Consider the following 23,667-nt stretch of genomic DNA (forward strand, 5'->3'; position numbering starts at 1 on the left):
TGTGGTTTGCAAGGAGAGTGCCGCAACTTGTGCGATTTGGGAAGGGAGAAGGGAGGAGCGCCCGGGTCGGGAATTCGTCCATTGCGGCACTTTTGAAGGGAGGGCAGTCATCCGCGGGAGGCAAGCCGTGGAGAAGTTGCCCGCACCGCTCCAAAACCCGCAGGAGAATGACTGTCGCGCGGGCCAACGCACTGGAAACCCGCGGCTGTGTTCGATAAAAAACACGGAGACCACGGGGCAGCCGATAAGGACGGGAGGGCGCATGCCGGCACCAGAAGAGACGCAGACGCCGGCGCCGCGCAAATTGCAGGGCACTGTGATCGCCGAGCAGCTCGAAGCCGAGATCGTTTCGGGCGATCTCACGGCGGGCAGCAAGCTCGACGAGCTGTCGCTGGTTCAGCGTTTCGGCGTCTCGCGCACCCCGATCCGCGAAGCCTTACACAAGCTCGTCGCGATGTCGTTGGCCGAGCGGATGCCCTTTCGCGGCGTGGTCGTCGCCAATATCACACGCGAGCGGATCGAGCAGATGTTCGAGGCGATGGGCGAGATGGAGGCGATGTGCGGGCGTCTTGCTGCAGATCGGATGACGATTGGCGAGCGGGCCGAGATCGAGGATCTGCATCGCGCCATGGCCCAGATGGCACAGCGCGGCGAATTCGAAGCCTACGAGGCGGCCAATACCGAGTTCCATCAGCGGATTTACGACGCGACCCATAACCGCGACCTGATCGAGCTGTCGAATGCGCTTCGGCTCAAGCTCGCGCCGTTCCGCAAGTCCCAGCTACGCAACGATGTACGGATGGAAGTCTCGAACGAGGAGCACGAGGCGATCGTTTCGGCGCTGCTCGACCACGATCCCAAGCGGACAGAGAATGCATTGCGGCGGCACCTTGTGAGTGCCGCGCGCGAGGTTCTGACGCGGATGCGCTGAGGCTCAGCCGAAGACCGAGAGCAGCATCCGGATTGCAGTGATCCCGAGGAAGACGGCGAAGGCGCGCTTGATCCAGACCGTGTCGAGATTATGCGCAAGCGCCGCACCCACCGGGGCGAAGCCGACGGTGAAGGGCAAAATGATACCCGCAGCGATCAGGTTCACATAACCCAGCGAGAGCGGCGGACGCCCCTCGACGCCGAGGCCGGAATAGATGAAGCCCAGAACCGCCGGCACCGCGATCATGAAACCGAAGGCCGAGGCCGTGCCGACCGCGCGGCGGATCTCGACCGAGAAGCCGCTCAGCAAGGGTACCGAAAGCGTACCGCCGCCGATCCCCATGAGCGCCGAAAACAGCCCCGTGAGGTAGGAAATCACGCTGTTGACCGCCTTGGAGCGCGGCAGGTGCTCGCTGATCACGAGGGTTTTCGGCGTCGCCATGTTGATCGAAACCAGCAGGGCAATCGTGCCGAAGATCGCCTTGAGCCCGCTCGCATCGATATATTTCGCGGCCAGCCCTCCGCTGAACGCACCGAGCACGATGCCCGGCGCCCAGAGCCGCAACAGGCTGCGGTCGACCGAACCGCGCTTGTTGTGGGCGCGCGCCGAGGAAATCGAGGTGAAGATGATCGTCGCGAGCGAGGTCGCCACCGCCATATGCATCGAAAGCTCGGGCGGGAAATGCGTCAGCGAGAGGATCCAGAACAGCACCGGAACCAGCACGATGCCGCCGCCCACGCCCAGAAGGCCCGCAAGAATGCCGGCGAGGATCGCGGTGAGGGCGACGCCACCGAGGAGCATCGCGAGTTGAAGCAGAGAAAGATCAGTCATGGTCAGAAACTCAAGGCGGCGCCGTCAGCGCGCGGGTCGGTTGCGGATTCGAGGAGCCCGTCAGGGTGGAGGACGACGCCGCCGGCATGGCCCGCGAGGTCGGAATAATCGGGGATCATCTCGACCTGATGGCCGGCGGCACGCAGCGCGTCGACCAGGTCGGGGTCGAAGCGGCTTTCGAGCTTGAGCGTCGTCGTCGCATCGCCCCAGGTCTTGCCCAGAAGCCAGCGCGGCGCGGTGACCGCGGCTTGCAGGTCCATGCCGAATTGCGCGTAGCGGGTGAAGACCGCCGATTGCGTCTGCGGCTGGCCCTCGCCTCCCATCGTGCCATAGGCGAAGACACGCCCGTCGGGCAGATACGCGAGCGCAGGGTTGAGCGTGTGGAATGGGCGTTTGCCCGGGGCAAGCTGGTTCGGCCCCGGCTGCAGCGAGAAGCCCGCGCCGCGGTTCTGGAAGAAGACGCCGGTTTCCGGGCAGGTCAGACCCGAGCCGAACTCCCAGAACACGCTCTGGATGAAGCTGACCACGGTGCCGTCGCGATCCGCGGCCCCCATCCAGATCGTGTCGCCCTGCTTGGGTTCGTAGGGCCATTGCAGCGCGGCTTCGCGGTCGATCTTCGCGGCCATCGCGTCGAGCCGATCATCTGCCAGCCAGTCCTGCGCGGGTTCGCGCATCGTGGCGGGATCGCCCAGCTCGGCATTGCGCAGGATGAAGGCCTGCTTGGTCGCTTCGATCAGCCCGTGGACATGCTCGAACCCTTCGCCCTCCTTCACACCCAGCCGGTCGAAAATCCCGAGGATCATCAGCGAGGCGATGCCCTGCGTGGGCGGGGTCATGTTGTAAAGCGTGCCTTGCGAGGTGGTGACTTCAAGCGGCGTCACCTGCTGCGCGCGGTAGGCGGCGAAATCGCTGGCGCGCAGCGGGCTGCCCTGCGCTTCGAGGAACGCGCCATGGATACGGGCGAGATCGCCCTCGTAATAACTGCGCAGCCCTTCGGATGCGAGCCGCTCGAGCGTCCGCCCGAGCGCTTCCTGCTTCATCCGCGCGCCTGCCTGCGGCACCTTGCCGTCGATCAGGAAGGTCTCGGCAAAGCCCGGCACGGTCTCCAGACCTGCCAGTTTCTCGGCCGTGGTGCGGCTCTGGTTGCCGGTCACCGCGATCCCGTCGCGCGCATAGCCGATCGCGTTTGCGAGCAGCCGCTCGAGCGGGAGGCGTTTCGCCGGATCAACGAGATCGAGCGCCGCTTCCCAACCGCCGATCGTGCCCGGCACGGTCAGCGCGGCCAGCCCGCCACGCGCGGGGATCGCGTCCGAATGGCCTTGAGAGGCATACCATTCGGGCGTCGCTAGCGCTGCGGCGTGACCACCCGCGAAGATGCCGATCGGTTTCTCACCCGGGCGGTGGATCAGCCAGAACCCGTCCCCGCCGATCCCGTTCATATGCGGATAGGTCACCGCAACGGTCGCGGCCGCGGCCACCATCGCCTCGATGGCGGAGCCGCCCGCTGCAAGGATATCCTGTCCGGCCAGCGCGGCAGCGCGGTGGGGCGCGCTCATCGCGCCGTTATAGCCGAGTGCGGAATAGAGCATGTCTTACCATCCGATCAGATTGGGCAGCCAGGTCGTGAGCTGCGGGAAGAGATAGACGAGCCACAGCCCGATAAGCTGCAAGCCGATGAAGGGAATGACACCGCGATAGATGTCGCTCGTTTTCACCGATGGGGGCGCGACCCCCTTGAGGAAGAAGAGCGACCAGCCGAAGGGCGGCGTCAGGAAGGATGTTTGCAGGTTTACCGCGACGAGGATCGAAATCCACGCCATGTCGACACCGGCCGCATGAAAGATCGGCAGGAAGAGCGGCAAGGCGATGTAGGAGATTTCGATCCATTCAAGAAAGAAGCCCAGCACGAACAGGAGCGCCATCAGGAAGAAGATCTGCCCGGTCAGCCCGCCCGGAACCGCGCTGAAGGCGTCCTGCACGAGCCGTTCGCCACCAAGGCCGCGGAAAGCGAGGCCGAAGGGCTGCGCGAAGATCAGGATCAGGAAGACCATCGCGCTCGTGACGAAGGCCGAACGCACCGTCTCGCGCAGGATCGTGAAATTCAGCCGTCCCGAGGCGGCAGCCAGCAGGATCGAGCCGAAAGCCCCCATCGAGGCGGCTTCGGTCGGCGCCGCGACGCCGCCGATGATCGAGCCGAGCACCGCAACGATCAGCAAGATCGGCGGCAGCACGACTTTCAGCAGCTTCATTCCGATATCGCGCTTGGAATAGATCGCGCGTTCCTCAGCCGGGATGGCGGGGACGCGATGCGGTGTGATGATGCCGAGGATCAGCACATAGGCGATGAAAAGCCCCGAGAGCAGCAAGCCCGGGATCAGCGCAGCAGCAAAAAGCGTGCCGACGGATTCGCCGGTGATATCGGCCAGCAGGATCAGCACGAGGCTCGGCGGGATGATCTGCCCCAATGTCCCCGAGGCGCAGATCACACCGCAGGCCACGCCCGCGTCATAGCCGCGCCGAATGATCGGGCCGAGCGCAATCAGGCCGACCGTCACGACCGTCGCGCCGACCACGCCCGACGCCGCGCCCATCAGCACGCCCACGAGGATGATGGCCAGCGCCATCCCCCCGCGCAGCCCGCCCATGGCAAGGCCGATGACCTCTAGCAAGTTCTCCGCGATCTTTGATCGTTCGAGCATGATCCCCATGAAAATGAACAGGGGCAGCGCAAGCAGGGTGTAGTTGGTGACCACGCCGAAGATCCGCGCGGGCAGGAGCGAGAACAGCATCGGGCCGAACCCGGCATAGCCAAAGATCAGGCCGGTTGCGCCAAGACAGACTGCCACTGGCAGACCGCCGAGCAGGAGCACGAAGAAAGCTCCGATCATGCACAGGGCAAGGATTTCATTCACGGGCATCGGGAGTGGGTATCCATCAGGTCGAGCGCCCGTCGCGGGTGATATGAGGGATCAGCCGCGCGAGGCTTTCGGCCGTCATTGCGACGGCTTGAAGGGCAAGAAGGGCGAAGGCCGCGGGGATCGCCGCCTTGAGAATATAGCGATAGGGCAGACCGCCGGGATCGGGAGAGCCCTCACCGATCGCGTAGCTGCTCTGGACATAGGCGATCGAGAGCCAGCCGATGATCACCGCGATCGCGCCAAGCGTGACGTTCGCGACGAGATCGATCAGCGCCTGCATCCCGGGCGGCATCTTTGCGTAGAAGATGTCGACGCGAACCTCGCCGCCTTGGTTGAGCCCGTAGGACATGCCGAAAAGCGCGCCCACCGCCATCAGGTGCCATTCGCCCTCCTGAAGGGCGACGGAGCCGAAGGAGAAGAAATAGCGAAACAGCACGTTGAGCGCGACGAGCAGAACAAGCGCCAGCCCGCTCCAGGCCGCGATCTGGCCAATGACACGGACGGCGCCACCGGCACCGTCCGCGATTTTATGGAGAAGACCGGTCATCGTCTCATGCCGGGAGATTGTGATAGGGCTTCTCGGAGATCGCCGCCCATTCCCGGTGCTCTGCGCGGAACGCCATGAACGCGTCATGCACTTTCTTGGTCGCCGGATCCGCCGCAGCGCCCTCTGCAAGAACTTCCTCGGTGACGGTGCGCAGCTGGGCCACAACCTCATCGGGCAGAACATTCGCGATCACGCCCGAGTTCTCCACGAGGTCCTTCAGCGCCGCGGCGTTGTTCGCCTCGCACCAGGTGTGGCTCTCGAGGTTGCAGGCCATCGCGGCGGTCGAGACGATCGCCTGAAGATCGGCGGGCAGGCTTTCCCAGGCGGCCTTGCCGATCAGCAGCTCGGTGACGTTCGAGGGCTCGTGCCAGCCGGTCGTGTAGTAGTATTTCGCAGCGTTCTGCAGGCCGAGGCGGCGATCCTGATAGGGGCCGACGAATTCCGCCGCGTCGATCACGCCACGCTCCAGTGCGGGGAAGATCTCGCCGCCCGGCAGGAGTTTCACGTCAACGCCGAGCTTGGCATAGACCTTGCCCGCCAGACCCGGGATCCGCATCTTCAGGTCCTTGAAATCGTCGACCGTCTCGATCGGCTTGCGGAACCAGCCAGTCATCTGCACGCCGGTATTGCCCATCGGCAGCGCCTTGAGGCCAAGCGGAGCGTAAAGCTCGTCCCAGAGTTCCATACCGCCGCCGTGGTAGAGCCAGGCGTTCATACCCTGGAAGTTCAGGCCAAACGGAACGGTGGTGAAATACTGCGCCGCGGGGAGCTTACCGGCCCAGAAATAGGCGTTGGCCGCGTTCATTTCGACTGCGCCGGAACGCACCGCGTCAAAGCCTTCGAGCGCCGGGATCAGTTCGCCGGCTGCGAAATGCTGGATCTTCAGGCGGCCGTCGGACATCGCCTCGACCTTCTTGCAGAAATCGGTCGGGCTGCCGGGGCCTTCGACATAGAAGGGCGAGCCGGGACCGTAGGCATTGGTCATCTTCCAGCTGAAGCTCGTCTGCGCGCGGGCGATCGAGGGGGTCGCGAGGGGAACGGCGGCGATGGTCGCGCCTGCGGCGAGGAATTTACGTCTGTCCATTGGCTGTCCTTTAATCGGGGAGGTGAGACACAGCCCTTAGAGAAACGATCACGGCGCAATGCCAAAGAGTTGAACCCGCAATTAAGCCGCAAAACTCACTTTGTATACAAAAATAGTTCTTAATTGGTGTTATGTGCACGAAATTTGCGCGCTGCAGGTATGGATTCGGCTTAGAATCGGGAAGACTTGAGCTTTTGCTGCGGACCAATGCGCAAAAAGGTTCGAATCTTGCGCCCGCGGCGCCGGGGATTGGCTCCACAGAGCAAAATTCAGGGCAGCTGGCCCGAAAATCGGAAGATTTGCTGATTTTCAGGGCATTTTTCGCCCTGAGACAGATTTTTCAGGGGACGCCTCAGGCAATCGCCCGCACCCTGCCCTTCCACAGTTGACAAAAGCACGCGTCGAATCCCGCATGAACGAACCAAGAAGTGAATGGTTCATCCATGTCGGATCCGAAAAATACAATCTTAGAGGGAAATGCCTTTGTTGATGTGCTGCGTCAGCTTCGCCTGATGCTCGCGAGCGGCAATATTCCGGCGAACGGCAAGCTGCCTGCGGAGCGTGACCTGGCCGAGACGCTCGGGGTCGGCCGCCGCGCGATCCGGCGCGCGCTGGAGACGCTCGAGAACGAGGGGCTGGTCTGGCGCAAACAGGGCAAGGGCACCTTCATCGGCCAGCCGCCCGATCCGACCGGGGCGCTCGCGGCCTCGATCGCCGGGCAGACCCGCGCCTCCGAAGTGGCCGAAGCACGTCTTTATATAGAGCCCGCCTTGGCCGGACTGTGTGCCGCACGCGCCAAGCCCGACGACGTGCGGCGGATGCGTGTCCTTGCCGAGCGCATCCACAAGACGGCCGATCGCGACACGGCCGAGCTTTGGGACGGCGCGCTGCACAAGATGATCGCACGCAGTGCGGGCAATCGCGTGTTGTTGACTGCGTTTTCGCTACTCGACGAAATCCGTAGCTCGGGGGTCTGGCGCGACCTGCGTGCGAAGGCGCGCGATCCCGCAGCGCGCGCGCTGTATTTCCGCCAGCACATGCAACTCGTCGATTGCATCGAGGCGGGGGATGTCGTGGGCGCGGAGGAGGCGATGCGCGATCATCTCTCGACGGTCTGGCAACGCATGCGGCAGGTGATTGAGCGGAGTGAGGTCGAAAATGGCTAGCCCTGCCCGTCTCCGCGACGATCGCACGACACCCAGCCCCTCAGAAGGTTGCGGGCGTCGCCACCCAGAGGATACGCGAGGTCCCCGGGTCGATGTTGCGATACCGATGCGGCAGGTTCGAGGCGAAGAAGAAACTGTCGCCCGGACCGAGAAAATGGCTCTGCCCGTTCACGATCAACTCGACCCGGCCTTGCAGGATGTAGCCAACCTCCTGCCCCGCGTGATGGATGTCGCCCCCGCTTTCAGCGCCGGGTTCGAGCGTATGGATATTCGCGTCGAGCATCAGGTCGGGGAAAGTCGGCGTCAGGCGCTCCAGCAGGATCGCCCCGCTCGCCCCGCCATGGCTGACCTTGACCGAGGGGCGTTCCTCGGCGCGCATCACGCTGATCTCGTCCTGCGAGGCTTCACTGGCGAAGAGCGCCACGATCGAGGTGTCGAGGGCCGCAAGAATGCGATGCAGCGTCCGCAGCGAGGGCGTCGCCTGATCGGTCTCGATCTTCGAGAGCATCGAGGGAGAGCAGCCGACCTCCTTGGCCAGCACCTGCAAGGTCTTGCCGCGCGCCTTTCGCGTCTCACGCAGCCGTGCGCCCAGATCGGACATGGTGCTTTGCGCCGACTCGGTTGCCCTTCCGTCTGGCTCCTGCCCCGTCACGCGATCGTCATCGTGCTTAATTTTTACGCCCATCCCTCGAAACCCGGCTCATAGAAGCGTCGCGATTATAATATAGGTCAAAAAAGTCGATTAGATCGACATAAAGTTGAACCTCATTCAAAAAATCAACGCAGTCTTTCCTCATATCTCAATCTTCGTCAGGCAACCTTGAGGAAAGTGGAATGAAATTCAATACTGGAAACGGGCTTCGCCGGATCGTCTTCACGCTCGGCGCCACGGCTGGGCTGCTGGTTGCGACCGGCGCGCAGGCCAAGGATACGGTCGAACTGGGCTTCATCGGCCCGCTGACGGGCGGCGTCTCCTCGATGGGTCTGGGCGGGCGCAACTCGGCTGAACTTGCGGTGAAGCTGCGCAATGCCGATCCCGACTCGAAATATCACTACGAGCTCGTCGCGCTCGATGACGAGTGCAAACCCAATGTCGGCGTTCAGGTTGCAACCAAGATGGCGACCGACCGCAAGGTCATCGGTACCATCGCGCATTACTGCTCGGCAGTGGCCATGGGGACGGTCGATGTCTATCACCGCTTCGGCCTGCCCGCGACGGTCTGGGGAGCGGTGCTTCCCGATATCACCTATGGCAACGATTACCCCGAGATCACCCGTGTCAACGGCACGATGATCAACCAGAACGAAAAGGCCGCCCAGTTCATGACCGGGCTCGGCTACAAGACCTTCGCGATCATCCATGACACGACCGATTATGGCAAAGGTCACAACAAGTACCTGTCGCAATTCCTGGCCCAAGACGGGGCCGAGGTGGTCGGCACCTTCGGCGTGACCTCGGACCAGCAGGACTTCACCGCCGAACTGACCCAGGTGAAGGCGCTCAACCCCGATGTCGTGGTCTATGCGGGCCTCACCCCGGGCGGCGTGCGGGTGCGCCAGCAGATGGAGAAACTCGGTATCGAAGCTGTCTTCGAGGGCGTCTCGGGGATCAAATCCGACGCATTCTTCGAAGGTCTGGGCGGCGATCTGGCCGAAGGCACGGTGACCTTCCTCGAAGGCGCGCCGGCCGAGAAGCTGCCGGGTGGCGCTTATTTCCTCAAGGAATACAACGCTGCCGGTTATGACAGCCCCCCCGAAGCCTATGGCCCCTTCGCCTTTGCCGCGATGGACCTGCTGATCGACGCGGTCGAGACCACGGGTCCGGATCGCAAGGCGGTCGTCGACTACATGTCGAAGGTCAAGGAGCACGACTCGATCACCGGCCCGATCACCTTCGACGATCACGGCCAGAACACCGTCGCGCTGATCACCGCCTATGTGGCGCAGGGCGGCAAGTGGGTCGTGTGGGAAGACAGCGATTACGCCAAGGGCACGCTGTCGCTCGTCGCGCCGAAATAAGGCGTACCAGCCAAACGCGGGCGGGCCGGTCGCGGCCCGCCTCTCCAATTTCTCGGGACATGAAGAGGCACGAATGGATTTCGGTCTGATCGCTCAATACCTCGCCAACGGCATCCTGCTCGGAACCATGTATGCGCTTGTCGCGGTAGGGTTCACGCTGTTTTTCGGCGTGCTCGATGTCATCAAGTTCAGCCATGGCGACGTGCTCATGCTGGGCACCTTCATCGGCTTCACCGCCTGGCTCGGCCTCGAGGCGATCGGGATCGTGAACCCGTGGATCCAGCTGGTCGGCGTGCTTCTGTGCAGCCTTGCGGGTACCGCCCTGATCGGGGCGGCGATCGCGAACTGGCTGATCCTGCCGCTGAAGAAGGCGCCACAGCTCAACACGCTTCTGATCACCCTGATGCTGGGCACGGCGATCCGCGAAGCGGTGCGTCTCTTCTACCCGAACGGTTCGAACCCCAAGGCCTTCCCGGCCCTTCTGCCCGACGCCTCGGTCGAGATCGGCAGCTTCGCGCTGCGCGCCGACAGCGTGATCCTCGTCATCTCGGGGCTGGCGCTGATCGGGGCGCTGAACCTCGTGATCAACCGCACGCGCCTGGGCCTCGCGATCCGCGCTGTGGCGCAGGACGAAGAAACCGCGCGCACGATGGGGATCAACTACACGCTCGTCGTGCTGGCGACCTTCGCGATCGGCTCCGGCGTGGCGGCCTTCGCGGGGATCATGAACGGGCTCTACTACAACGAGATCAATTTCGGCATGGGCCTGATCCTCGGCCTGATCGGTTTCTCGGCGGCGATCATCGGCGGCCTGGGAAACCTCTATGGCGCGATCCTCGGCGGCTTTCTCTTCGCGGGCCTTCAGGTCATCGGCGCGGCCCTTCTACCCTTCGCTTCGGCCTACAAGGACGTGTTCGCCTTCGCCGTGGTGATTGCCCTGATGGCATGGAAGCCGACCGGGCTGATCCCTGAACGTTCCAGCGACCGGGTGTAAAACAAATGACCGATATTTCTCTTCCGCAATCGCAACCCTCGCGCCCCTGGATCTCCGCCGCTGCGGTGATCGTGGCCTCGGGGCTCTACTCCTGGGCGCTCCTGATGGCCGAGGAGACCTGGCAGGTTCTCTCGTTGCTCGTGCTCGCGGTCGTTGCGACAGGGGTCGCGATCAAGACCGGCTTCGTGCGGCGCGTCGAGCGTGACTGGGCGGCCTCCGAAACGCGGCTCAACCGGCTCGCCTTTGCGGTGCTGATCGCGCTGATCCTCGTCCTGTCGGGGTCGCATTTCGCGCTGCTGATGATCTCGACCGTGCTTCTTTATTTCGTGGCGTCTCTGGGGCTGAACATCCAGTTCGGCTTCACTGGCCTCGTGAACTTCGCGGGCGCGGCTTTCTTCGGCGCGGGGGCCTACACTGCCGCCGTTCTGGGCAATGTGCTGGTGATCCCGCCGCTCCTGATCCTGTTGGCAGGCGGTCTCGTCGCAATGGCGATCAGCCTGCCGCTGTTGATCCCGATCGTGCGCACGACTGGCCATTACGCCGCCGTCGTGACCATCGCTTTCGGCGTGCTGTTTCGCACCTTTCTCGAGGTCAACGAGATCCTCGGCGGCCCTCAGGGTCTGATGGTCAATTCGATGAAGCTCTTCGGCTGGGATTTCTACAACGCGCCGAGCCTCGGCAACCTCGAGATCTCCTTCTACCTCAACTACGCGCTGCTCGCGGCGGGGCTGGCGGCGCTGGTCTTCGCGCTGTTCCGGCGACTGGAGCGCAGCTGGATCGGGTTGCACATGGATGCGGTGCGACTGGATGAGACGGCCGCCGCCTGTTTCGGGATCTCGGTCAAGCGCACCAAGATCCTCGCCTTCCTGCTCGGCAACGTGATCCTCGGGGTGAGCGGGGCGCTTTACGGGATGATGATCTCCTTCATCGCGCCGGCCTCCTTCACCTTCTCCGACAGTCTGCTGCTGGTTTCGATCGTGCTCCTGGGCGGGCTTGGCAGCCCCTGGGGCGGCGCGATCGCGGCGGCGATCGTGGTACTCCTGCCAGAGAAGCTGCAACTGCTTCAGGAATACCGCTTCCTGCTCTTCTCGATCCTCGTGATGCTGGTGCTGCTGTTCCGCCCCGAGGGCATCCTGCCGCGCCATCTTCGCAACTTCTTCCCGAACCGGAGGACCGATGCATGACCGGACATTTGCTTGAATTCCGCAATGTCGTGAAGCGTTTCGGCGGCGTGACCGCACTGGACGATTTCTCGATGACGCTCGATCAGAGCGAGATCCTCGGCCTGATCGGTCCGAACGGCTCGGGCAAGACCACCAGCTTCAACGTGCTCACCGGCATTTACGGGCCGACCGAGGGGCAGGTCTTCTTCGAGGGACAGGAAATCACCGGCGCCGATCCGCGCGCCGTCTACGAAGCGGGGATCGTGCGTACCTTCCAGCGCTCGCGACTGTGCCTGTCGCTCTCGATCTACGACAACATCATGATCGGCGACACTTCACGGCTCGTGCGCGGGCTGTGGTCCAACCTGATCTCGCGGCGCCGGCTGGAAGAGCAGCTCGACATGACCCGCCGTCAGGCCCGCGATCTCGTGGCGACCTTCTCGGGGCATCTGGCCGACCGGATGGATCAGCCCGTGGGAGCCTTGCCGATGATCGAGCGGCGCCGGATCGAGATCTGCCGCGCGTTGATCTCGGGCCCGCGCCTTCTGCTGCTCGACGAGCCCTCGGCGGGGATGACCCATGACGAAACCCACCAGCTGATGGACGATATCCTCGACGTACGCGCGCGCGGCGAGGGGCTATCGATCATCATCGTCGAGCACGAGATGGGCGTGATCGAACGCATCACCGACCGCTGCATCGTGCTGAGCTATGGCCGCAAGATCGCCGAGGGCACCTATGCCGAGGTGGCCGCCGACAGCGAAGTGCAAAACGCCTATCTGGGAGCCGACTGATGGCAGGGATCGAAATCCGCAACCTCCGCGCGGCCTATGACAAGGCCGATGTGCTTCACGATGTCTCGCTCGACGTGGCGCCGGGCAAGATCACCTGCCTGCTGGGCTCGAACGGCGCGGGCAAATCGACCTTGATCCGAGCGATCCTCGGCCTGACGCCGCCCAATGCGGGCACCATCAAGCTTGAAGGCGAGGACATCACGGGCCTGCCAACCCACAAGGTGATTGCGCGCGGCATCGCCGCGATCCCCGAAGGCCGTCGCATGTTCCCCAAGATGAGCGTGACCGAGAACCTGCGTCTCGGCGCCTATCAGGTGCGCGACGAGGCACTCATCCGCCAGCGGCTCGAGAAGGTCTTCACGCTGTTCCCGCGACTGGCCGAGCGACGCGATCAGCTCGCAGGCACCATGTCGGGCGGTGAGCAGGCGATGGTCTCGATCGGGCGCGGCCTGATGGGCGGGCCAAAGATCCTGCTCATCGACGAGCCCTCGCTGGGTCTTTCGCCGCTCTACGTCAAAGAGAACTTCCGCATCATCCAGGGCATCCGCGACGAGGGGATCACCGTGTTCCTCGTCGAACAGAACGTGCGCCAGACGCTCGCGATTTCCGATTACGGTTATGTGCTCTCGGGCGGCAAGCTGGTTGCACAAGGAGCCGCCGCCGACCTGGCCTCGGACGAGGCCGTGCACGAAGCCTATTTCGGGTGACGGGATGGATGTCGTCGACCTCACACGCCACCTGATCGGTTTCGACACGATCAACCCGCCGGGACAGGAAGCCGAAGCGATGGCCTTCTGCGCCGATCTGCTGCGCGGCGGCGGGTTCGATGTCGAGGTCATTGCGCAAGGTTCGGACCGCTGCAACCTGATCGCCACGAAAGGCATCGGGGCGGGTCGGGCACTGGGTTTCACCGGGCATCTCGACACGGTGCCACTCGGAGGGGCCGCGTGGCGCTACCCGCCGCATGACGGGCTGATCGAAGGCGGCAAGCTCTACGGGCGGGGCAGTACCGACATGAAAGGCGGCGTCGCGGCGTTCATCTGCGCCGCGCTCGATGCGCCGGTACCGCCGGGTGGCATCGCAATCCTGCTGACCGCTGGCGAGGAAACCGGAAGCGATGGCGCCCGTGTGATGATCGAGGCGGGCCCGCTGCCGCCGATCGGCGCATTGATCGTCGCCGAGCCCACCGCAAACCGAGCCGTGCCCGGCCACAAGGGCGCGCTCTGGCTGCGGCTCGTGTTCCACGGGGTGACCGCGCATGGCTCGGCCCCAGAGGCGGGGGTCAACGCGATCGAACTGGCGATGGCGGCACTTACTCAAATCAAAGCGCTCGACCTCGGCCCGGCGCATCCGGTGATGGGCGCGCCGAGCCGCAATATCGGCACGATCTCGGGCGGGCTGAACACCAATTCCGTCCCCGACCGCTGCGAGGTGACGCTCGATCTGCGCTCGGTGCCGGGGATCGTTCATGATGACCTGGTCGCGAAGATCGAAACCTGCCTGCCCGCCGGGACCGAGCTTGCGCGGATCATCGACCTGCCCGCCGTCTGGACCGATCCCGACGATCCGTGGATCGAGGGGATCACGGAACTCAGTGCCCGTGTGGCGAACCAGCCCTCCAACCCGATGGCGATGAGCTATTTCACCGACGCGTCGATCTTCACGCCCGCGCTGGACGCGGTGCCGACCGTCATTCTGGGCCCCGGAGAGCCGCAGCTTGCGCACAAGACCGATGAATATGTGGCCCTGTCACGCCTTGAAGAAGCGGTTAGGATCTACCGCGCGGCGCTAGGCCAGTGGGAGGGATGAGCCGATGAAGGATCTCGCAGAGGGTCTGCCCGGAGCGGTCGCGACGGTACGCGCGATCTCGGAGGGGCGGCTGAGCGCGGAAAGCGCCCTGCAAGCGCGGCTTGAACGATGCGCCGCGATGGAAGCGGAGATCGGCGCCTGGGTGCATCTCGACGCCGAAGGCGCCCTGGCTCACGCCCGCGCGCTCGATGCCGGACCGATGCGGGGGCCGCTGCACGGGGTGGCGCTCGGGATAAAGGACATCTTCGCCGTGCGCGACATGCCCTGGCGTTGCGGCTCGCCAATCTGGGCCGACCGGATCGCGCCATTCGACGCGGGCTCGGTCGCGCTGGCGCGCGCCGCTGGCGCGGTGATCCTCGGCAAGACCGAAACGACCGAATTCGCAGGCTACCAACCCAGCCGCACCCGCAACCCGGTGGTGCCGGGTGCGACGCCGGGCGGCTCTTCCTCGGGCTCGGCCGCTGCGGTCGCCGCCGGAATGGTGCCGCTTGCACTGGGCACGCAGACCTCCGGCTCGATCATCCGCCCCGCCTCCTTCTGCGGTGTGGTCGGCTACAAACCCTCCTTCGATCTGGTCGAAACCTGGGGCGTGGCGGTCTTCGCGCGCTCCTTCGACACGGTCGGGGCCTTCGCACGTTCCGTGCCCGATGCGGCACTCGCAATCGAGGCGCTTTCGGGGCTCGCCCTGCAACCGGGCCGGACGACGGCCACACCGCGCCTCATCCCGTTCCGCGGGCCGACATGGGACATCGGATCCCCCGAGCTCCACGCTCTCTGGACCGATTTCGAGACCAGCCTGCCCGCCGAGCAGAGCGCACCATTCGCTGCCGCGCTGAGCGCCACGATGCGCGACATTCCCGCGCTGCATGCCCGGATCATGGCCGTCGAAGCCTCCGAGGCGCTGGCTCATGAATATGAGATCGGCGCAGACCTGCTTTCCGCCAAGCTGCGCGCGCAGCTTGAAGAAGGGGCGGCGCAAACGCCCGAGCAACGCCTGAACGACCGGTCCGCGATGCTGGCCTTCCGTCAGCGCATGATGGCCGAGACCTCTCCCGGAGACATCTGGCTGACCCCGGCCGCGCCCGGCGCCGCCCCGCCCTTCGAGAGCGGCACGGGCGATCCCGCCTTCAACCGGATCTGGTCGCTTCTGGGTTTTCCCGCCTGCACGGTCCCGTTGCTCGAAGACAGCGCGGGCCGCCCGATCGGGGTGCAGGTCGTCGGGCGACTGGGCGAGGACGCACTGGTTCTCGAAGTCGCTGACCGCCTCATGCGAGATCGCTTCGAGCACGGCGAGATCTGAGCCTTATCCCTTCAGCTACTCGAAAATATCTCTGGGAGGGCGCCCACGGGGCAGCGCCCCCTAGGTTATTTCCGCCCGAAGAACCGGTCGAAGAACCCTTTCGCGCCCTCCTCGGCATCGTCCCAGGCCTCGCCGGCATCTTCGAGCAGCGGGTCGATCGAGCGCTCGCGGAATTGCCGCCACATCGCCCGGATCGTGAGCAGGATCACCACCAGCAGAGTAAGGATGATGATATTTGCCCAAGGGATGATCCGCGTGTCGGGGCTGGGCACGACTTTCAGCCCGACTGCGTTGGGGAAGATGCTCAGCCAGCGCGAGCGCCAGCCGTAGCGCGTCACCGACACCCAGATCGGGTCCGCCTGGGTCGAGATCAGCGACTCGGCCTGGGCCTGGAGATCAGAGCTGTCGAGCTTGAAATAGGGCGGCCAGCCCCAGCCGGTATCCTCGTTCCGAAACACCAGCGTCTTGCTGTTCGGGCGCACCGTGTTGATGAAGCGTACATCGCGGCTCGTGGCGCTCGCGGTACCCACATCCGGCGTCGCCCAGAAGATCGAGTTCTCCCCGAAATCGACGCGGCGCACCTCGGTGCCGACGATACGCACGATGTCATGGCGCGGCAGGTTGTAATGCAGGAAAGTCGCCACGATGGCGAAAAGCACCGCCCAGAAACCCCATTTCACGTAACGCATCGCACCCTCACCTGTAATTCATGAAATAGACGATCACCGCGACCAGCGTGACCGGCAGCACATAGACGAGCCAGATCAGCTTGCGCAGCAGGCTCTTTTCGTAATCTCGCATACCCTCTTCGACAAATGCGTCGCGGGTCTGGGCTATATCACCATAGGCGTGAGTGACATCCCATTCCTTTTCGAGCGACTCCCGGCGCAGCGAGCGGGCATAGATCCGCACCAGCCAGAACAGGATCGTCAGCGCGATCAGACCGAAAACTGCCAATCGGATGAGAGCCAGCATCCTGCGCTCCTTGCCTCAACGGGGGCAGCCTAGGCCGGTGCTGCGGCGAAGGCCAGTCTCAGCGCAACCTCAGCCCCAGACTCACCCCTTGCGCGCGGCCATGGCCATGCGGATCAGCTTGATCGCGATGGCCGCGGCCGCGACCGGGATCAGCGCCATCACATAGGTCGCGGCAAACATCTGGCGCGGCGCGTAACCGTTCGTGCAGCTGCCCGCGTCCGAGAAGAAATTGAACACGAAGCCTGCGCCGCAGGCCGTGCCGGTCATGTAAAAAGCCGGCAACAACATCCCCACCGGCACCAGCGCGAGCAGTTTCGCCCAGTCATATTTCGACAGCCAGCCGCCGACCGCGATGCAGATCACCAGCGCGAAGCCCAGAAACAGGTTCATCATCGTCCTCCTGCCCGACGCCCTCGCCGGGTTTGCCCTGCAATAGCGCGCCGGGTCGTCCTTGGCCATGCGTTTTCCACTTGGAACACGGGCCGCGGCAGGTCTAGCGTGGCGGCATGGACCTCGCTGCGCGCCTCAAACTCGAGATCGACAGCCGCCACGACGATCTGGTCGCGCTGACCCAGGATCTCATCCGCATCCCGACGCTCAACCCGCCGGGGCGGCATTACCTCGAGATCTGCGAATATCTCGCGGATCGGCTGGGCGCGCGGGGCTTTTCGACCGAGCTGATCCGCGCCCATGATGCGCCCGGTGACAGCGAACGCTATCCGCGCTGGAACCTCGTGGCGCGGATCGAAGGCGGACGACCCGGCGAATGCGTGCATTTCAACTCGCATCACGACGTGGTCGAGATCGGCCATGGCTGGACCCGCGATCCCTTCGGCGCCGAGATCGAGGGCGACCGGATCTACGGGCGCGGCGCCTGCGATATGAAGGGCGGGCTCGCGGCCTCGGTGATTGCGGCAGAGGCTTTCCTGGCAGCCTGCCCCGATTTCGCGGGCGCGATCGAGGTCTCCGCGACAGCCGACGAGGAAACCGGCGGCTATGGCGGGGTGGCCTATCTCGCGGCGCAAGGCCGCTTTGACCCCGCCCGCGTGCAGCATGTCATCATCCCCGAACCCCTGCACAAGGATCAGATCTGCCTCGGCCATCGCGGCGTCTGGTGGGCCGAGATCGAGACGATGGGCCGGATCGCGCATGGCTCGATGCCGTTCCTTGGTGACAGCGCGATCCGCCATATGGGCGCGGTTCTGGCCGAGATGGAGGAGACGCTTTATCCGCTCCTGCTGGGCAAACGCACTGAGATGCCGGTGATCCCCGAAGGCGCGCGGGCCTCGACGCTGAATGTCAATTCGATCCATGGCGGCGAACCCGAGCAGGAGGCGGACTATACCGGCCTGCCAGCGCCCTGCGTGGCCGATCGTTGCCGTATCGTGATCGACCGGCGTTTTCTGATCGAAGAAGATCTGACCGAGGTGAAGGCCGAGATCACCGCGCTGATGGAGCGGGTGAAAGTGCGCCGCCCCACGTTCCGCTACGAGATCCGCGATCTCTTCGAGGTGCAGCCCTCGATGACAGAGCACGATGCGCCCGTCGTGCGCTCCACCGCCGCCGCGATCGAGGCGGTGCTGGGGCGCGAGGCCGCCTATGTCGTCAGCCCCGGCACCTATGATCAGAAGCATATCGACCGGATCGGGCGACTGAAGAACTGCATCGCCTATGGGCCGGGGTTGCTGGAGCTGGCACATCAGCCCGACGAATGGGTGGGCATCACCGACATGGCCGACAGCGCGAAGGTGATGGCGCTCGTGCTGGCGGAGCTGCTGGCCCCCTGAAGAAAACATGCCTTTGCCAAGGGGGGCTCTGCCCCCGTCCGCTGACGCGGACTCCCCCGAGATATTTTCGTCAAGAAGAAGGGAGATCAGCCGTGCCAGGCGGCAACAGTTTTCAGACTTGAGAAACCATAGAGCGCCTCGAAGCCCTTCTCGCGACCATGGCCGGATTTACCGATCCCGCCGAAGGGCAGCTCGACCCCGCCACCCGCGCCGTAATTGTTGAGAAACACCTGTCCCGCGCGCAGGCGTTTGGCAAGGCGCATCAGGCGCGGTCCGTTTTCTGACCAGACGGAAGCCACGAGCCCGTAATCGGTGCCATTGGCGATCGCGACGGCCTCTTCCTCATCCTCGAAGGGAATGACGATCTGGGCGGGGCCGAAGATTTCCTCTTGCGCGAGGCGGTGCGCACCATGTCCGCCGCCGATCAGGGTCGGAGCGACGTAATGGCCGGTCGCGGGCGCATCCCCGGCGATCGTGCCTTGCGCGGCGATGGTCAGGTCCGAGGCGAGGCTCAGATAGGTCTCGACAATCTGTTTCTGCCGTCCCGAGATCAACGGACCCAGATTGTGATCGGCAAGCGCGGGCCCGACGACCAGAGCGCGGTAGCGCGCGGCCATCTTTTCGAGCACCTCTTCGTAGCGCGATCTCTCGACGAGGATACGCGAGGCCGCCGAACAGGTCTGACCCGCGTTCTGGATGCCCGCATTGACGAGGAACGGGAGCGCGCGCTCGAGATCGGCATCCGCAAAGACAAGCTGGGGAGATTTTCCGCCGAGTTCGAGCGTGACGGGGACGACATTGGCGGCGGCGGCGGCCTGAATGAGCTGGCCCACCCCGACCGAACCCGTGAAAGAGATATGATTGATGCCCGGATGCGACGAGAGCGCCGCCCCCGCTTCCTCGCCCAGACCGGGAACGATATTCAGCGCGCCTGCGGGCATGCCGGCCTCTTCGGCAATACGGGCAAAGGCAAGCGCGGTAAGCGAAGCTTCCTCGGCGGGTTTGACGACCGCGGCATTGCCCATCGCGAGGGCGGCTCCGACGGACCGGCCGATGATCTGCATCGGGTAATTCCACGGCACGATATGGGCGGTCACGCCATGGGGCTCACGCAGGGTATAGGCGGTGTAGCCGTTGAGGTAGGGAATCGTCTCGCCCATCACCTTGTCGGCGGCCCCGCCGTAGAACTCGAGATAGCGCGCGAGCGCGGTCACATCGGCACGGGCCTGGCTCAGGGGCTTCCCGACATCCATCGCCTCGATCACCACAAGCTCTTCGGTCCGCGCAAGCACGAGACCCGACATCTTCATCAGGATGCGACCGCGTTCGGCGGCCGTGAGCTGGCCCCATTGCCCCTCGAGCGCCACTTGAGCCGCAGTCACGGCCTCGTCGATCTCGCTGGGGGTGCCGCGTGCGATCCGCGCCATTTCCGAGCCATCCGAGGGATTCTCGACGGCCAGTGTCTCGGGCGTCCGACGCCAGTTGCCGCCAATCAGCATTTCTTCGGGGTCGAACCATAGCGGCAGGGTCATGCGGGGCGCTCCTCTCGTCTCGCGAATGGCGCCAAGGTCCGCCGCAGATCCGTCAAGGTCAAGGGGGCGGCTTTCCGCCGACGCGGTAAGGAGGGGACTCGATCACATTCATGTTAGTGTGAGAGGAGGGAACTTTGGCCTATCTAGCGGATTGGTGATCGGGAACCGGGTGCGGGAGCGCCCTCCGAAGAGAGACAGGGAATTGCAAGTGACCACGTGTTCAATGACGCTCAAACGCGCGACCCGCCCGGCTTTGCTGGTGGGTCTTGTCGGGATTCTGGCAGCCTGCGCGAGCGAGCCGCACCAATACGCCCAGCCGACCCAGTCGAGCAAAACCGTTCCCTCGGAATATCAGGCGCGCGACGATGACGGGAAAGACATCCCGGCGGTGAACCCGAAATACCTCGTCGAACGCAACCGCCGCCAGATCGTGCCCTATCACGGGCCCGAACCGGTCGGCACGATCGTCGTCGATCCCTATGCGCGCTTCCTCTATTACATCACCGCCCCCGGTCAGGCCGAGCGCTATGGCGTTGCCGTGGGCCGCGACGGCAAGGGCTTTTCGGGCGATGCCACGATCCAGCGCAAACAGGAATATCCTAGCTGGACGCCTACGCAGAACATGATCAAGGAAGATCCCGATCTTTACGGGCCTTTGAAGGATGGTCTGCCCGGTGGTCTCGATAACCCGCTCGGAGCGCGGGCGCTTTATCTCTACAAGGACGGCAAGGATACCTATTACCGGATCCACGGCACGATGGACCCCTCCTCGATCGGGCGGGCGACCTCGGCTGGCTGTATCCGCCTGTTCAATCAGGACATCATCGACCTCTTCAACAAGATCCCGAAAGGGACAGAAGTGAAGGTGCGCAACCGCGAGGAAAGCCTCGATATGGAAGGGCCGGTCGTCCAGCTCCACTCGGGCTATGTCGTCTCAGCCTATAACCAGGTCGCGATCTCGGAAGACCAGAAGGCCTGGGAGGCCGGTCTGATCCCCGACCCGAACAAGGTCGAACAGGAGCAGCACGAAGCTTCGGTCGCGATGGCCGAGCAGGTGGGCGCCTCGGGAGAAACCGCGCAATCGCCCGATTGCGGCTATCCGGGTACCGCCCCCTGCACGGACGGGACCACGGCGAGCAACTGATCCACTTATTCAATCACCAGACAGACGGCGCGGCGCCTTCGGGCCCGCGCCGTTTGCCTTTGTAACAGCGGGGAAAAGCCGCCCCGATCTCCCCCGTGTCGCGGCGTTTCGGCATTCCTATCTTCCCTTGAGCGGCTCGGACCGTTAGGAGTTGCGACCAAGCAGATCAGGGAGGATTGCCCCATGAGCGCCACCGGAACCTCGCGTCAGAAGATGCCCGCCGACATTCTAGCGATGAAGGGCGGCGCGCCGATCGTTTGCCTGACCGCCTATACCACGCCGATCGCCAAGCTGGTCGACAGCCATTGCGATCTGGTGCTTGTGGGGGACTCGGTCGGCATGGTGCTGCACGGGCTGCCCTCGACGCTGGGCGTCACCATGGAGATGATGGTGATGCATGGTCAGGCCGTCGCGCGCGGGCTCTCGAACGCGCTGATGGTGATCGACATGCCGTTCGGCTCCTACGAGGAAAGCCCCGCGCAGGCGTTTCGCAACGCCGCCCGGCTGATGGCAGAGACCGGCGCAGGCGCGGTGAAGCTCGAAGGTGGCGTGCACATGGCCGAGACGATCGCGTTTCTCGTCGCCCGCGGCATCCCCGTGATGGCGCATATCGGGCTGACGCCGCAATCGGTGAACACGCTGGGCGGCTACAAGGTGCAGGGGCGCGGCGAGGGCCGTGCGCGGCTGATCGCGGATGCGAAAGCCGTGGCCGAGGCAGGGGCGTTCTCGGTCGTGCTCGAGAAAGTGCCGCAGGGCCTGGCCGATGAGATCACCGCCGAGGTCGCGATCCCGACCGTGGGGATCGGTGCCGGTGCGGGCTGCGACGGGCAGGTGCTGGTGGTCGATGACATGCTGGGCCTCTTCACCGATTTCAAACCGAAATTCGTCAAGCGTTTCGGGCAGCTCGGGGTGGCGGCCGAGGCGGCCGTGGCCGATTACGCCGCGGAGGTGCGTGACCGCTCCTTCCCGGCGGCCGAGCACAGCTTTGCCGATGAGGTCAAGAAATGACGCAAGTGATCCGCACCGCCGCCGAGCTGCGCGACAAGGTGGCCGCCTGGAAACGTTCGGGCATGCTCGTGGGCGTTGTGCCGACGATGGGGGCGCTGCATGACGGCCATTTGAGCCTCGCAAGGGCGGCACGCGAGCAGTCGGACCGGGTGATCGTGACGGTCTTCGTGAACCCGATGCAGTTCAACAATGCCTCCGATCTCGACAAATACCCGCGCGACGAGGCGAAGGATCTGGCGCTTCTGGAGGCCGAAGGGGTCGACGTGCTCTTCGCCCCCGGCGTGGACGAGGTCTATCCCGATGGCTTTGCCACGACCGTTTCGATAAAAGGCATCACTGAACCGCTCGAGGGCGCCTTCCGGCCCGGCCATTTTGACGGGGTCGCCACGGTTTGCTCGAAGCTTTTCGGCATGACGCAGGCAGGGCGCGCCTTTTTCGGCGAGAAGGACTGGCAGCAATTGCAGGTCGTCCAGCGCCTCGTGCGCGATCTCAACATCCCGACCCGCATCATCGGCTGCCCGACGATCCGCGAGGAAGACGGGCTCGCCATGTCCTCGCGCAATGTCCGCCTGACCGAAGCGGAGCGCGAGGTCGCGCCGCGCCTGCATGAGATCATGCAGCTTGCCGCGGCCGAGATCCGCGACGGGGTGTCGGCGCAGATCGCTCTGACCAATGCCGAAGCCGCGCTGCTGGAGGCCGGGTTCCGCGAGATCGAATATCTCGAGCTGCGCACCGTCGACGGGTTGCGCCCCGCGGAAGATCTGTCCGAGCCGGCGCGGATGCTTGTAGCACTCTGGCTGGGCGATGTGCGGCTGATCGACAATATCGCCGTCTGAGCCGCCAACCTGGCCCCTTGCGTGCGCCCTTCCTTCTGCCAAAGTGCGCCGGAGGGAGGAGCCACATGAGACTTGAAAACAAGACCGCCATCGTCACCGGTGCGGGTTCGGGCTTCGGCGCGGGCATCGCGCGCCGGTTCGCGGCCGAGGGCGCGCGCGTCATGGTTGCCGATCTGAACGAGGACGCCGCGCAGGCCGTTGCCGAAGAAATCGGCGGGGTTGCCTGTGCTGTCGATGTCAGCCGCGATGCGGATGTCGCCGCGATGACCAAAACCGCGCAGGACACCTGGGGCCGGATCGATATCCTCGTGAACAACGCAGGCACGACCCATCTGCCGAAACCGATGGAAGAGGTCACCGAGGAAGAGTTCGACCGCGTCTTGAACGTGAACGCCAAGTCGGTCTACCTGACCGCCCGCCATATCGTACCGCTGATGAAGGCGCAGCACGCGGGCGCGATCCTCAACGTGGCCTCGACCGCTGGCGTGAGCCCGCGTCCCAGGCTCAACTGGTACAATGCCTCCAAGGGCTGGATGATCACCGCGACCCGCGCGATGGCGGTGGAGCTTGCACCCGAGGGCATCCGCGTCAACGCGATCAACCCGGTCGCGGGCGAAACCCCGCTTCTGAAAAGCTTCATGGGCGAGGACACGCCCGAAGTGCGCGCGAAATTCCTCGCAACGATCCCCCTCGGGCGGTTTTCGACACCCGAGGACATGGCAAATGCCGCGCTGTTTCTGTGCTCCGACGAGGCGAGCATGATCACCGGCGTTGCGATGGAGGTCGATGGCGGGCGCTGTATCTGAGCGGGAGGGGCGTTCCCCTCCCC

Annotated in this window: 24 protein-coding genes; 14 read left to right on the forward strand and 10 right to left on the reverse strand. The window is 64.5% G+C overall.

All coding sequences use genetic code 11. The features are described 5' to 3' along the window. Positions 1-262 precede the first annotated feature (262 nt). Entirely contained in the window at positions 263-931 is a 669-nt protein-coding gene (locus TP2_RS06300; protein ID WP_038074942.1) for a GntR family transcriptional regulator, read from the forward strand. A gap of 3 nt (positions 932-934) precedes the next feature. Here the strand turns inward: TP2_RS06300 and TP2_RS06305 are convergent, their stop codons facing one another. From TP2_RS06305 to TP2_RS06325, 5 genes are read right to left on the reverse strand one after another with little or no spacing between them, the layout of a single operon-like run. Then, positions 935-1,762 (reverse strand): sulfite exporter TauE/SafE family protein, encoded by an 828-nt coding sequence (locus TP2_RS06305; RefSeq protein WP_038074945.1) that lies wholly within the window; start codon positions 1,760-1,762, stop codon positions 935-937. Between the two features lie 2 nt (positions 1,763-1,764). Beyond that, positions 1,765-3,351 (reverse strand): gamma-glutamyltransferase family protein, encoded by a 1,587-nt coding sequence (locus TP2_RS06310; RefSeq protein WP_038074946.1) that lies wholly within the window; start codon positions 3,349-3,351, stop codon positions 1,765-1,767. A 3-nt stretch (positions 3,352-3,354) separates the two neighbouring features. Continuing rightward, positions 3,355-4,680 carry a TRAP transporter large permease gene (locus tag TP2_RS06315; protein WP_038074947.1) on the reverse strand — a complete coding sequence of 442 codons (1,326 nt, stop codon included), beginning with the start codon at positions 4,678-4,680 and terminating at the stop codon, positions 3,355-3,357. Positions 4,681-4,696: 16 nt separating this feature from the next. Continuing rightward, positions 4,697-5,227, reverse strand: coding sequence for a TRAP transporter small permease subunit (locus tag TP2_RS06320; RefSeq protein WP_038074948.1), 531 nt, complete (start codon positions 5,225-5,227; stop codon positions 4,697-4,699). A gap of 4 nt (positions 5,228-5,231) precedes the next feature. Further along, the gene (locus TP2_RS06325) at positions 5,232-6,311 is read right to left on the reverse strand and encodes a TRAP transporter substrate-binding protein (RefSeq protein WP_038074951.1); all 1,080 of its coding nucleotides are present in this window, start codon (positions 6,309-6,311) and stop codon (positions 5,232-5,234) included. A gap of 443 nt (positions 6,312-6,754) precedes the next feature. Between TP2_RS06325 and TP2_RS06330 the strand changes: the two genes are divergently transcribed. Next, on the forward strand, positions 6,755-7,477 hold the full coding sequence (locus TP2_RS06330; RefSeq protein WP_038074953.1) for a FadR/GntR family transcriptional regulator: 723 nt from the start codon (positions 6,755-6,757) through the stop codon (positions 7,475-7,477). Positions 7,478-7,517: 40 nt separating this feature from the next. On the opposite strand, the gene TP2_RS06335 is transcribed toward TP2_RS06330, so the two are convergent. Further along, positions 7,518-8,078 (reverse strand): cupin domain-containing protein, encoded by a 561-nt coding sequence (locus tag TP2_RS06335; RefSeq protein WP_051692271.1) that lies wholly within the window; start codon positions 8,076-8,078, stop codon positions 7,518-7,520. A 233-nt stretch (positions 8,079-8,311) separates the two neighbouring features. Here TP2_RS06335 and TP2_RS06340 point away from each other — a divergent pair, with 233 nt between their 5' ends. The 7 genes from TP2_RS06340 (at position 8,312) to TP2_RS06370 (ending at position 15,556) form a co-directional block, all read left to right on the forward strand. Continuing rightward, positions 8,312-9,496 carry a branched-chain amino acid ABC transporter substrate-binding protein gene (locus TP2_RS06340; protein WP_084714017.1) on the forward strand — a complete coding sequence of 395 codons (1,185 nt, stop codon included), beginning with the start codon at positions 8,312-8,314 and terminating at the stop codon, positions 9,494-9,496. 73 nt (positions 9,497-9,569) lie between these two features. Then, positions 9,570-10,490: a branched-chain amino acid ABC transporter permease gene (locus tag TP2_RS06345; RefSeq protein ID WP_038074956.1), complete on the forward strand. Its 921-nt coding sequence runs from the start codon at positions 9,570-9,572 to the stop codon at positions 10,488-10,490. Positions 10,491-10,495: 5 nt separating this feature from the next. Further along, positions 10,496-11,674, forward strand: coding sequence for a branched-chain amino acid ABC transporter permease (locus TP2_RS06350; protein ID WP_084714020.1), 1,179 nt, complete (start codon positions 10,496-10,498; stop codon positions 11,672-11,674). Further along, entirely contained in the window at positions 11,671-12,447 is a 777-nt protein-coding gene (locus tag TP2_RS06355) for an ABC transporter ATP-binding protein (RefSeq protein WP_038074958.1), read from the forward strand. The genes TP2_RS06350 and TP2_RS06355 overlap by 4 nt, the downstream gene beginning before the upstream one ends. Continuing rightward, positions 12,447-13,154: an ABC transporter ATP-binding protein gene (locus TP2_RS06360; RefSeq protein WP_038074960.1), complete on the forward strand. Its 708-nt coding sequence runs from the start codon at positions 12,447-12,449 to the stop codon at positions 13,152-13,154. The genes TP2_RS06355 and TP2_RS06360 overlap by 1 nt, the downstream gene beginning before the upstream one ends. Before the next feature lie 4 nt (positions 13,155-13,158). Next, positions 13,159-14,256, forward strand: a complete 1,098-nt coding sequence (locus TP2_RS06365; protein WP_038074963.1) for a M20 family metallopeptidase — start codon at positions 13,159-13,161, stop codon at positions 14,254-14,256. Positions 14,257-14,260: 4 nt separating this feature from the next. Continuing rightward, positions 14,261-15,556: an amidase gene (locus TP2_RS06370; RefSeq protein WP_051692273.1), complete on the forward strand. Its 1,296-nt coding sequence runs from the start codon at positions 14,261-14,263 to the stop codon at positions 15,554-15,556. A 65-nt stretch (positions 15,557-15,621) separates the two neighbouring features. Here the strand turns inward: TP2_RS06370 and TP2_RS06375 are convergent, their stop codons facing one another. The 3 genes from TP2_RS06375 to TP2_RS06385 form a co-directional block, all read right to left on the reverse strand. Continuing rightward, the gene (locus TP2_RS06375) at positions 15,622-16,245 is read right to left on the reverse strand and encodes a DUF1523 family protein (RefSeq protein WP_038074966.1); all 624 of its coding nucleotides are present in this window, start codon (positions 16,243-16,245) and stop codon (positions 15,622-15,624) included. Between the two features lie 7 nt (positions 16,246-16,252). Beyond that, positions 16,253-16,531, reverse strand: a complete 279-nt coding sequence (locus TP2_RS06380) for a hypothetical protein (RefSeq protein WP_051692275.1) — start codon at positions 16,529-16,531, stop codon at positions 16,253-16,255. 81 nt (positions 16,532-16,612) lie between these two features. Beyond that, entirely contained in the window at positions 16,613-16,921 is a 309-nt protein-coding gene (locus TP2_RS06385; protein ID WP_157617062.1) for a hypothetical protein, read from the reverse strand. A gap of 116 nt (positions 16,922-17,037) precedes the next feature. Between TP2_RS06385 and TP2_RS06390 the strand changes: the two genes are divergently transcribed. After that, positions 17,038-18,318, forward strand: coding sequence for an acetylornithine deacetylase/succinyl-diaminopimelate desuccinylase family protein (locus TP2_RS06390; RefSeq protein WP_038074972.1), 1,281 nt, complete (start codon positions 17,038-17,040; stop codon positions 18,316-18,318). Between the two features lie 86 nt (positions 18,319-18,404). Here the strand turns inward: TP2_RS06390 and TP2_RS06395 are convergent, their stop codons facing one another. Continuing rightward, a complete protein-coding gene (locus tag TP2_RS06395) occupies positions 18,405-19,850 on the reverse strand; it encodes an aldehyde dehydrogenase family protein (RefSeq protein WP_038074975.1) in 1,446 nt (481 codons plus the stop codon). A 208-nt stretch (positions 19,851-20,058) separates the two neighbouring features. On the opposite strand from TP2_RS06395, the gene TP2_RS06400 reads away from it, so the two are divergent. The 4 genes from TP2_RS06400 to TP2_RS06415 all read left to right on the forward strand — a co-directional run bounded on the left by TP2_RS06400 (position 20,059) and on the right by TP2_RS06415 (position 23,644). Then, complete coding sequence (locus TP2_RS06400) at positions 20,059-20,994, forward strand: L,D-transpeptidase (protein ID WP_338065276.1); 936 nt, start codon at positions 20,059-20,061, stop codon at positions 20,992-20,994. Between the two features lie 183 nt (positions 20,995-21,177). Continuing rightward, positions 21,178-22,002 carry a 3-methyl-2-oxobutanoate hydroxymethyltransferase gene (gene panB / locus TP2_RS06405; protein ID WP_038074977.1) on the forward strand — a complete coding sequence of 275 codons (825 nt, stop codon included), beginning with the start codon at positions 21,178-21,180 and terminating at the stop codon, positions 22,000-22,002. Continuing rightward, positions 21,999-22,838, forward strand: coding sequence for a pantoate--beta-alanine ligase (gene panC / locus TP2_RS06410; protein WP_038074978.1), 840 nt, complete (start codon positions 21,999-22,001; stop codon positions 22,836-22,838). The genes panB and panC overlap by 4 nt, the downstream gene beginning before the upstream one ends. 65 nt (positions 22,839-22,903) lie before the next feature. Beyond that, entirely contained in the window at positions 22,904-23,644 is a 741-nt protein-coding gene (locus TP2_RS06415; RefSeq protein ID WP_038074979.1) for an SDR family oxidoreductase, read from the forward strand. Positions 23,645-23,667 lie beyond the last annotated feature (23 nt).

The organism is Thioclava pacifica DSM 10166 (assembly GCF_000714535.1).
Lineage (GTDB): Bacteria > Pseudomonadota > Alphaproteobacteria > Rhodobacterales > Rhodobacteraceae > Thioclava > Thioclava pacifica.

What these genes read in the sequence shown, in the direction of transcription:
- TP2_RS06355 (WP_038074958.1), top strand. Translation starts at nt 11,671, where the DNA reads ATGACCGGACATTTGCTTGAATTCCGCAATGTCGTGAAGCGTTTCGGC.
- TP2_RS06350 (WP_084714020.1), top strand. Translation starts at nt 10,496, where the DNA reads ATGACCGATATTTCTCTTCCGCAATCGCAACCCTCGCGCCCCTGGATC.
- TP2_RS06300 (WP_038074942.1), top strand. Translation starts at nt 263, where the DNA reads ATGCCGGCACCAGAAGAGACGCAGACGCCGGCGCCGCGCAAATTGCAG.
- TP2_RS06330 (WP_038074953.1), top strand. Translation starts at nt 6,755, where the DNA reads ATGTCGGATCCGAAAAATACAATCTTAGAGGGAAATGCCTTTGTTGAT.
- TP2_RS06385 (WP_157617062.1), bottom strand. Translation starts at nt 16,921, where the DNA reads ATGAACCTGTTTCTGGGCTTCGCGCTGGTGATCTGCATCGCGGTCGGC.
- TP2_RS06335 (WP_051692271.1), bottom strand. Translation starts at nt 8,078, where the DNA reads ATGTCCGATCTGGGCGCACGGCTGCGTGAGACGCGAAAGGCGCGCGGC.
- panB (WP_038074977.1), top strand. Translation starts at nt 21,178, where the DNA reads ATGAGCGCCACCGGAACCTCGCGTCAGAAGATGCCCGCCGACATTCTA.
- TP2_RS06305 (WP_038074945.1), bottom strand. Translation starts at nt 1,762, where the DNA reads ATGACTGATCTTTCTCTGCTTCAACTCGCGATGCTCCTCGGTGGCGTC.
- TP2_RS06360 (WP_038074960.1), top strand. Translation starts at nt 12,447, where the DNA reads ATGGCAGGGATCGAAATCCGCAACCTCCGCGCGGCCTATGACAAGGCC.
- TP2_RS06345 (WP_038074956.1), top strand. Translation starts at nt 9,570, where the DNA reads ATGGATTTCGGTCTGATCGCTCAATACCTCGCCAACGGCATCCTGCTC.
- TP2_RS06325 (WP_038074951.1), bottom strand. Translation starts at nt 6,311, where the DNA reads ATGGACAGACGTAAATTCCTCGCCGCAGGCGCGACCATCGCCGCCGTT.
- TP2_RS06315 (WP_038074947.1), bottom strand. Translation starts at nt 4,680, where the DNA reads ATGCCCGTGAATGAAATCCTTGCCCTGTGCATGATCGGAGCTTTCTTC.
- TP2_RS06375 (WP_038074966.1), bottom strand. Translation starts at nt 16,245, where the DNA reads ATGCGTTACGTGAAATGGGGTTTCTGGGCGGTGCTTTTCGCCATCGTG.
- TP2_RS06370 (WP_051692273.1), top strand. Translation starts at nt 14,261, where the DNA reads ATGAAGGATCTCGCAGAGGGTCTGCCCGGAGCGGTCGCGACGGTACGC.
- TP2_RS06365 (WP_038074963.1), top strand. Translation starts at nt 13,159, where the DNA reads ATGGATGTCGTCGACCTCACACGCCACCTGATCGGTTTCGACACGATC.
- panC (WP_038074978.1), top strand. Translation starts at nt 21,999, where the DNA reads ATGACGCAAGTGATCCGCACCGCCGCCGAGCTGCGCGACAAGGTGGCC.
- TP2_RS06390 (WP_038074972.1), top strand. Translation starts at nt 17,038, where the DNA reads ATGGACCTCGCTGCGCGCCTCAAACTCGAGATCGACAGCCGCCACGAC.
- TP2_RS06395 (WP_038074975.1), bottom strand. Translation starts at nt 19,850, where the DNA reads ATGACCCTGCCGCTATGGTTCGACCCCGAAGAAATGCTGATTGGCGGC.
- TP2_RS06380 (WP_051692275.1), bottom strand. Translation starts at nt 16,531, where the DNA reads ATGCTGGCTCTCATCCGATTGGCAGTTTTCGGTCTGATCGCGCTGACG.
- TP2_RS06320 (WP_038074948.1), bottom strand. Translation starts at nt 5,227, where the DNA reads ATGACCGGTCTTCTCCATAAAATCGCGGACGGTGCCGGTGGCGCCGTC.
- TP2_RS06310 (WP_038074946.1), bottom strand. Translation starts at nt 3,351, where the DNA reads ATGCTCTATTCCGCACTCGGCTATAACGGCGCGATGAGCGCGCCCCAC.
- TP2_RS06415 (WP_038074979.1), top strand. Translation starts at nt 22,904, where the DNA reads ATGAGACTTGAAAACAAGACCGCCATCGTCACCGGTGCGGGTTCGGGC.
- TP2_RS06340 (WP_084714017.1), top strand. Translation starts at nt 8,312, where the DNA reads ATGAAATTCAATACTGGAAACGGGCTTCGCCGGATCGTCTTCACGCTC.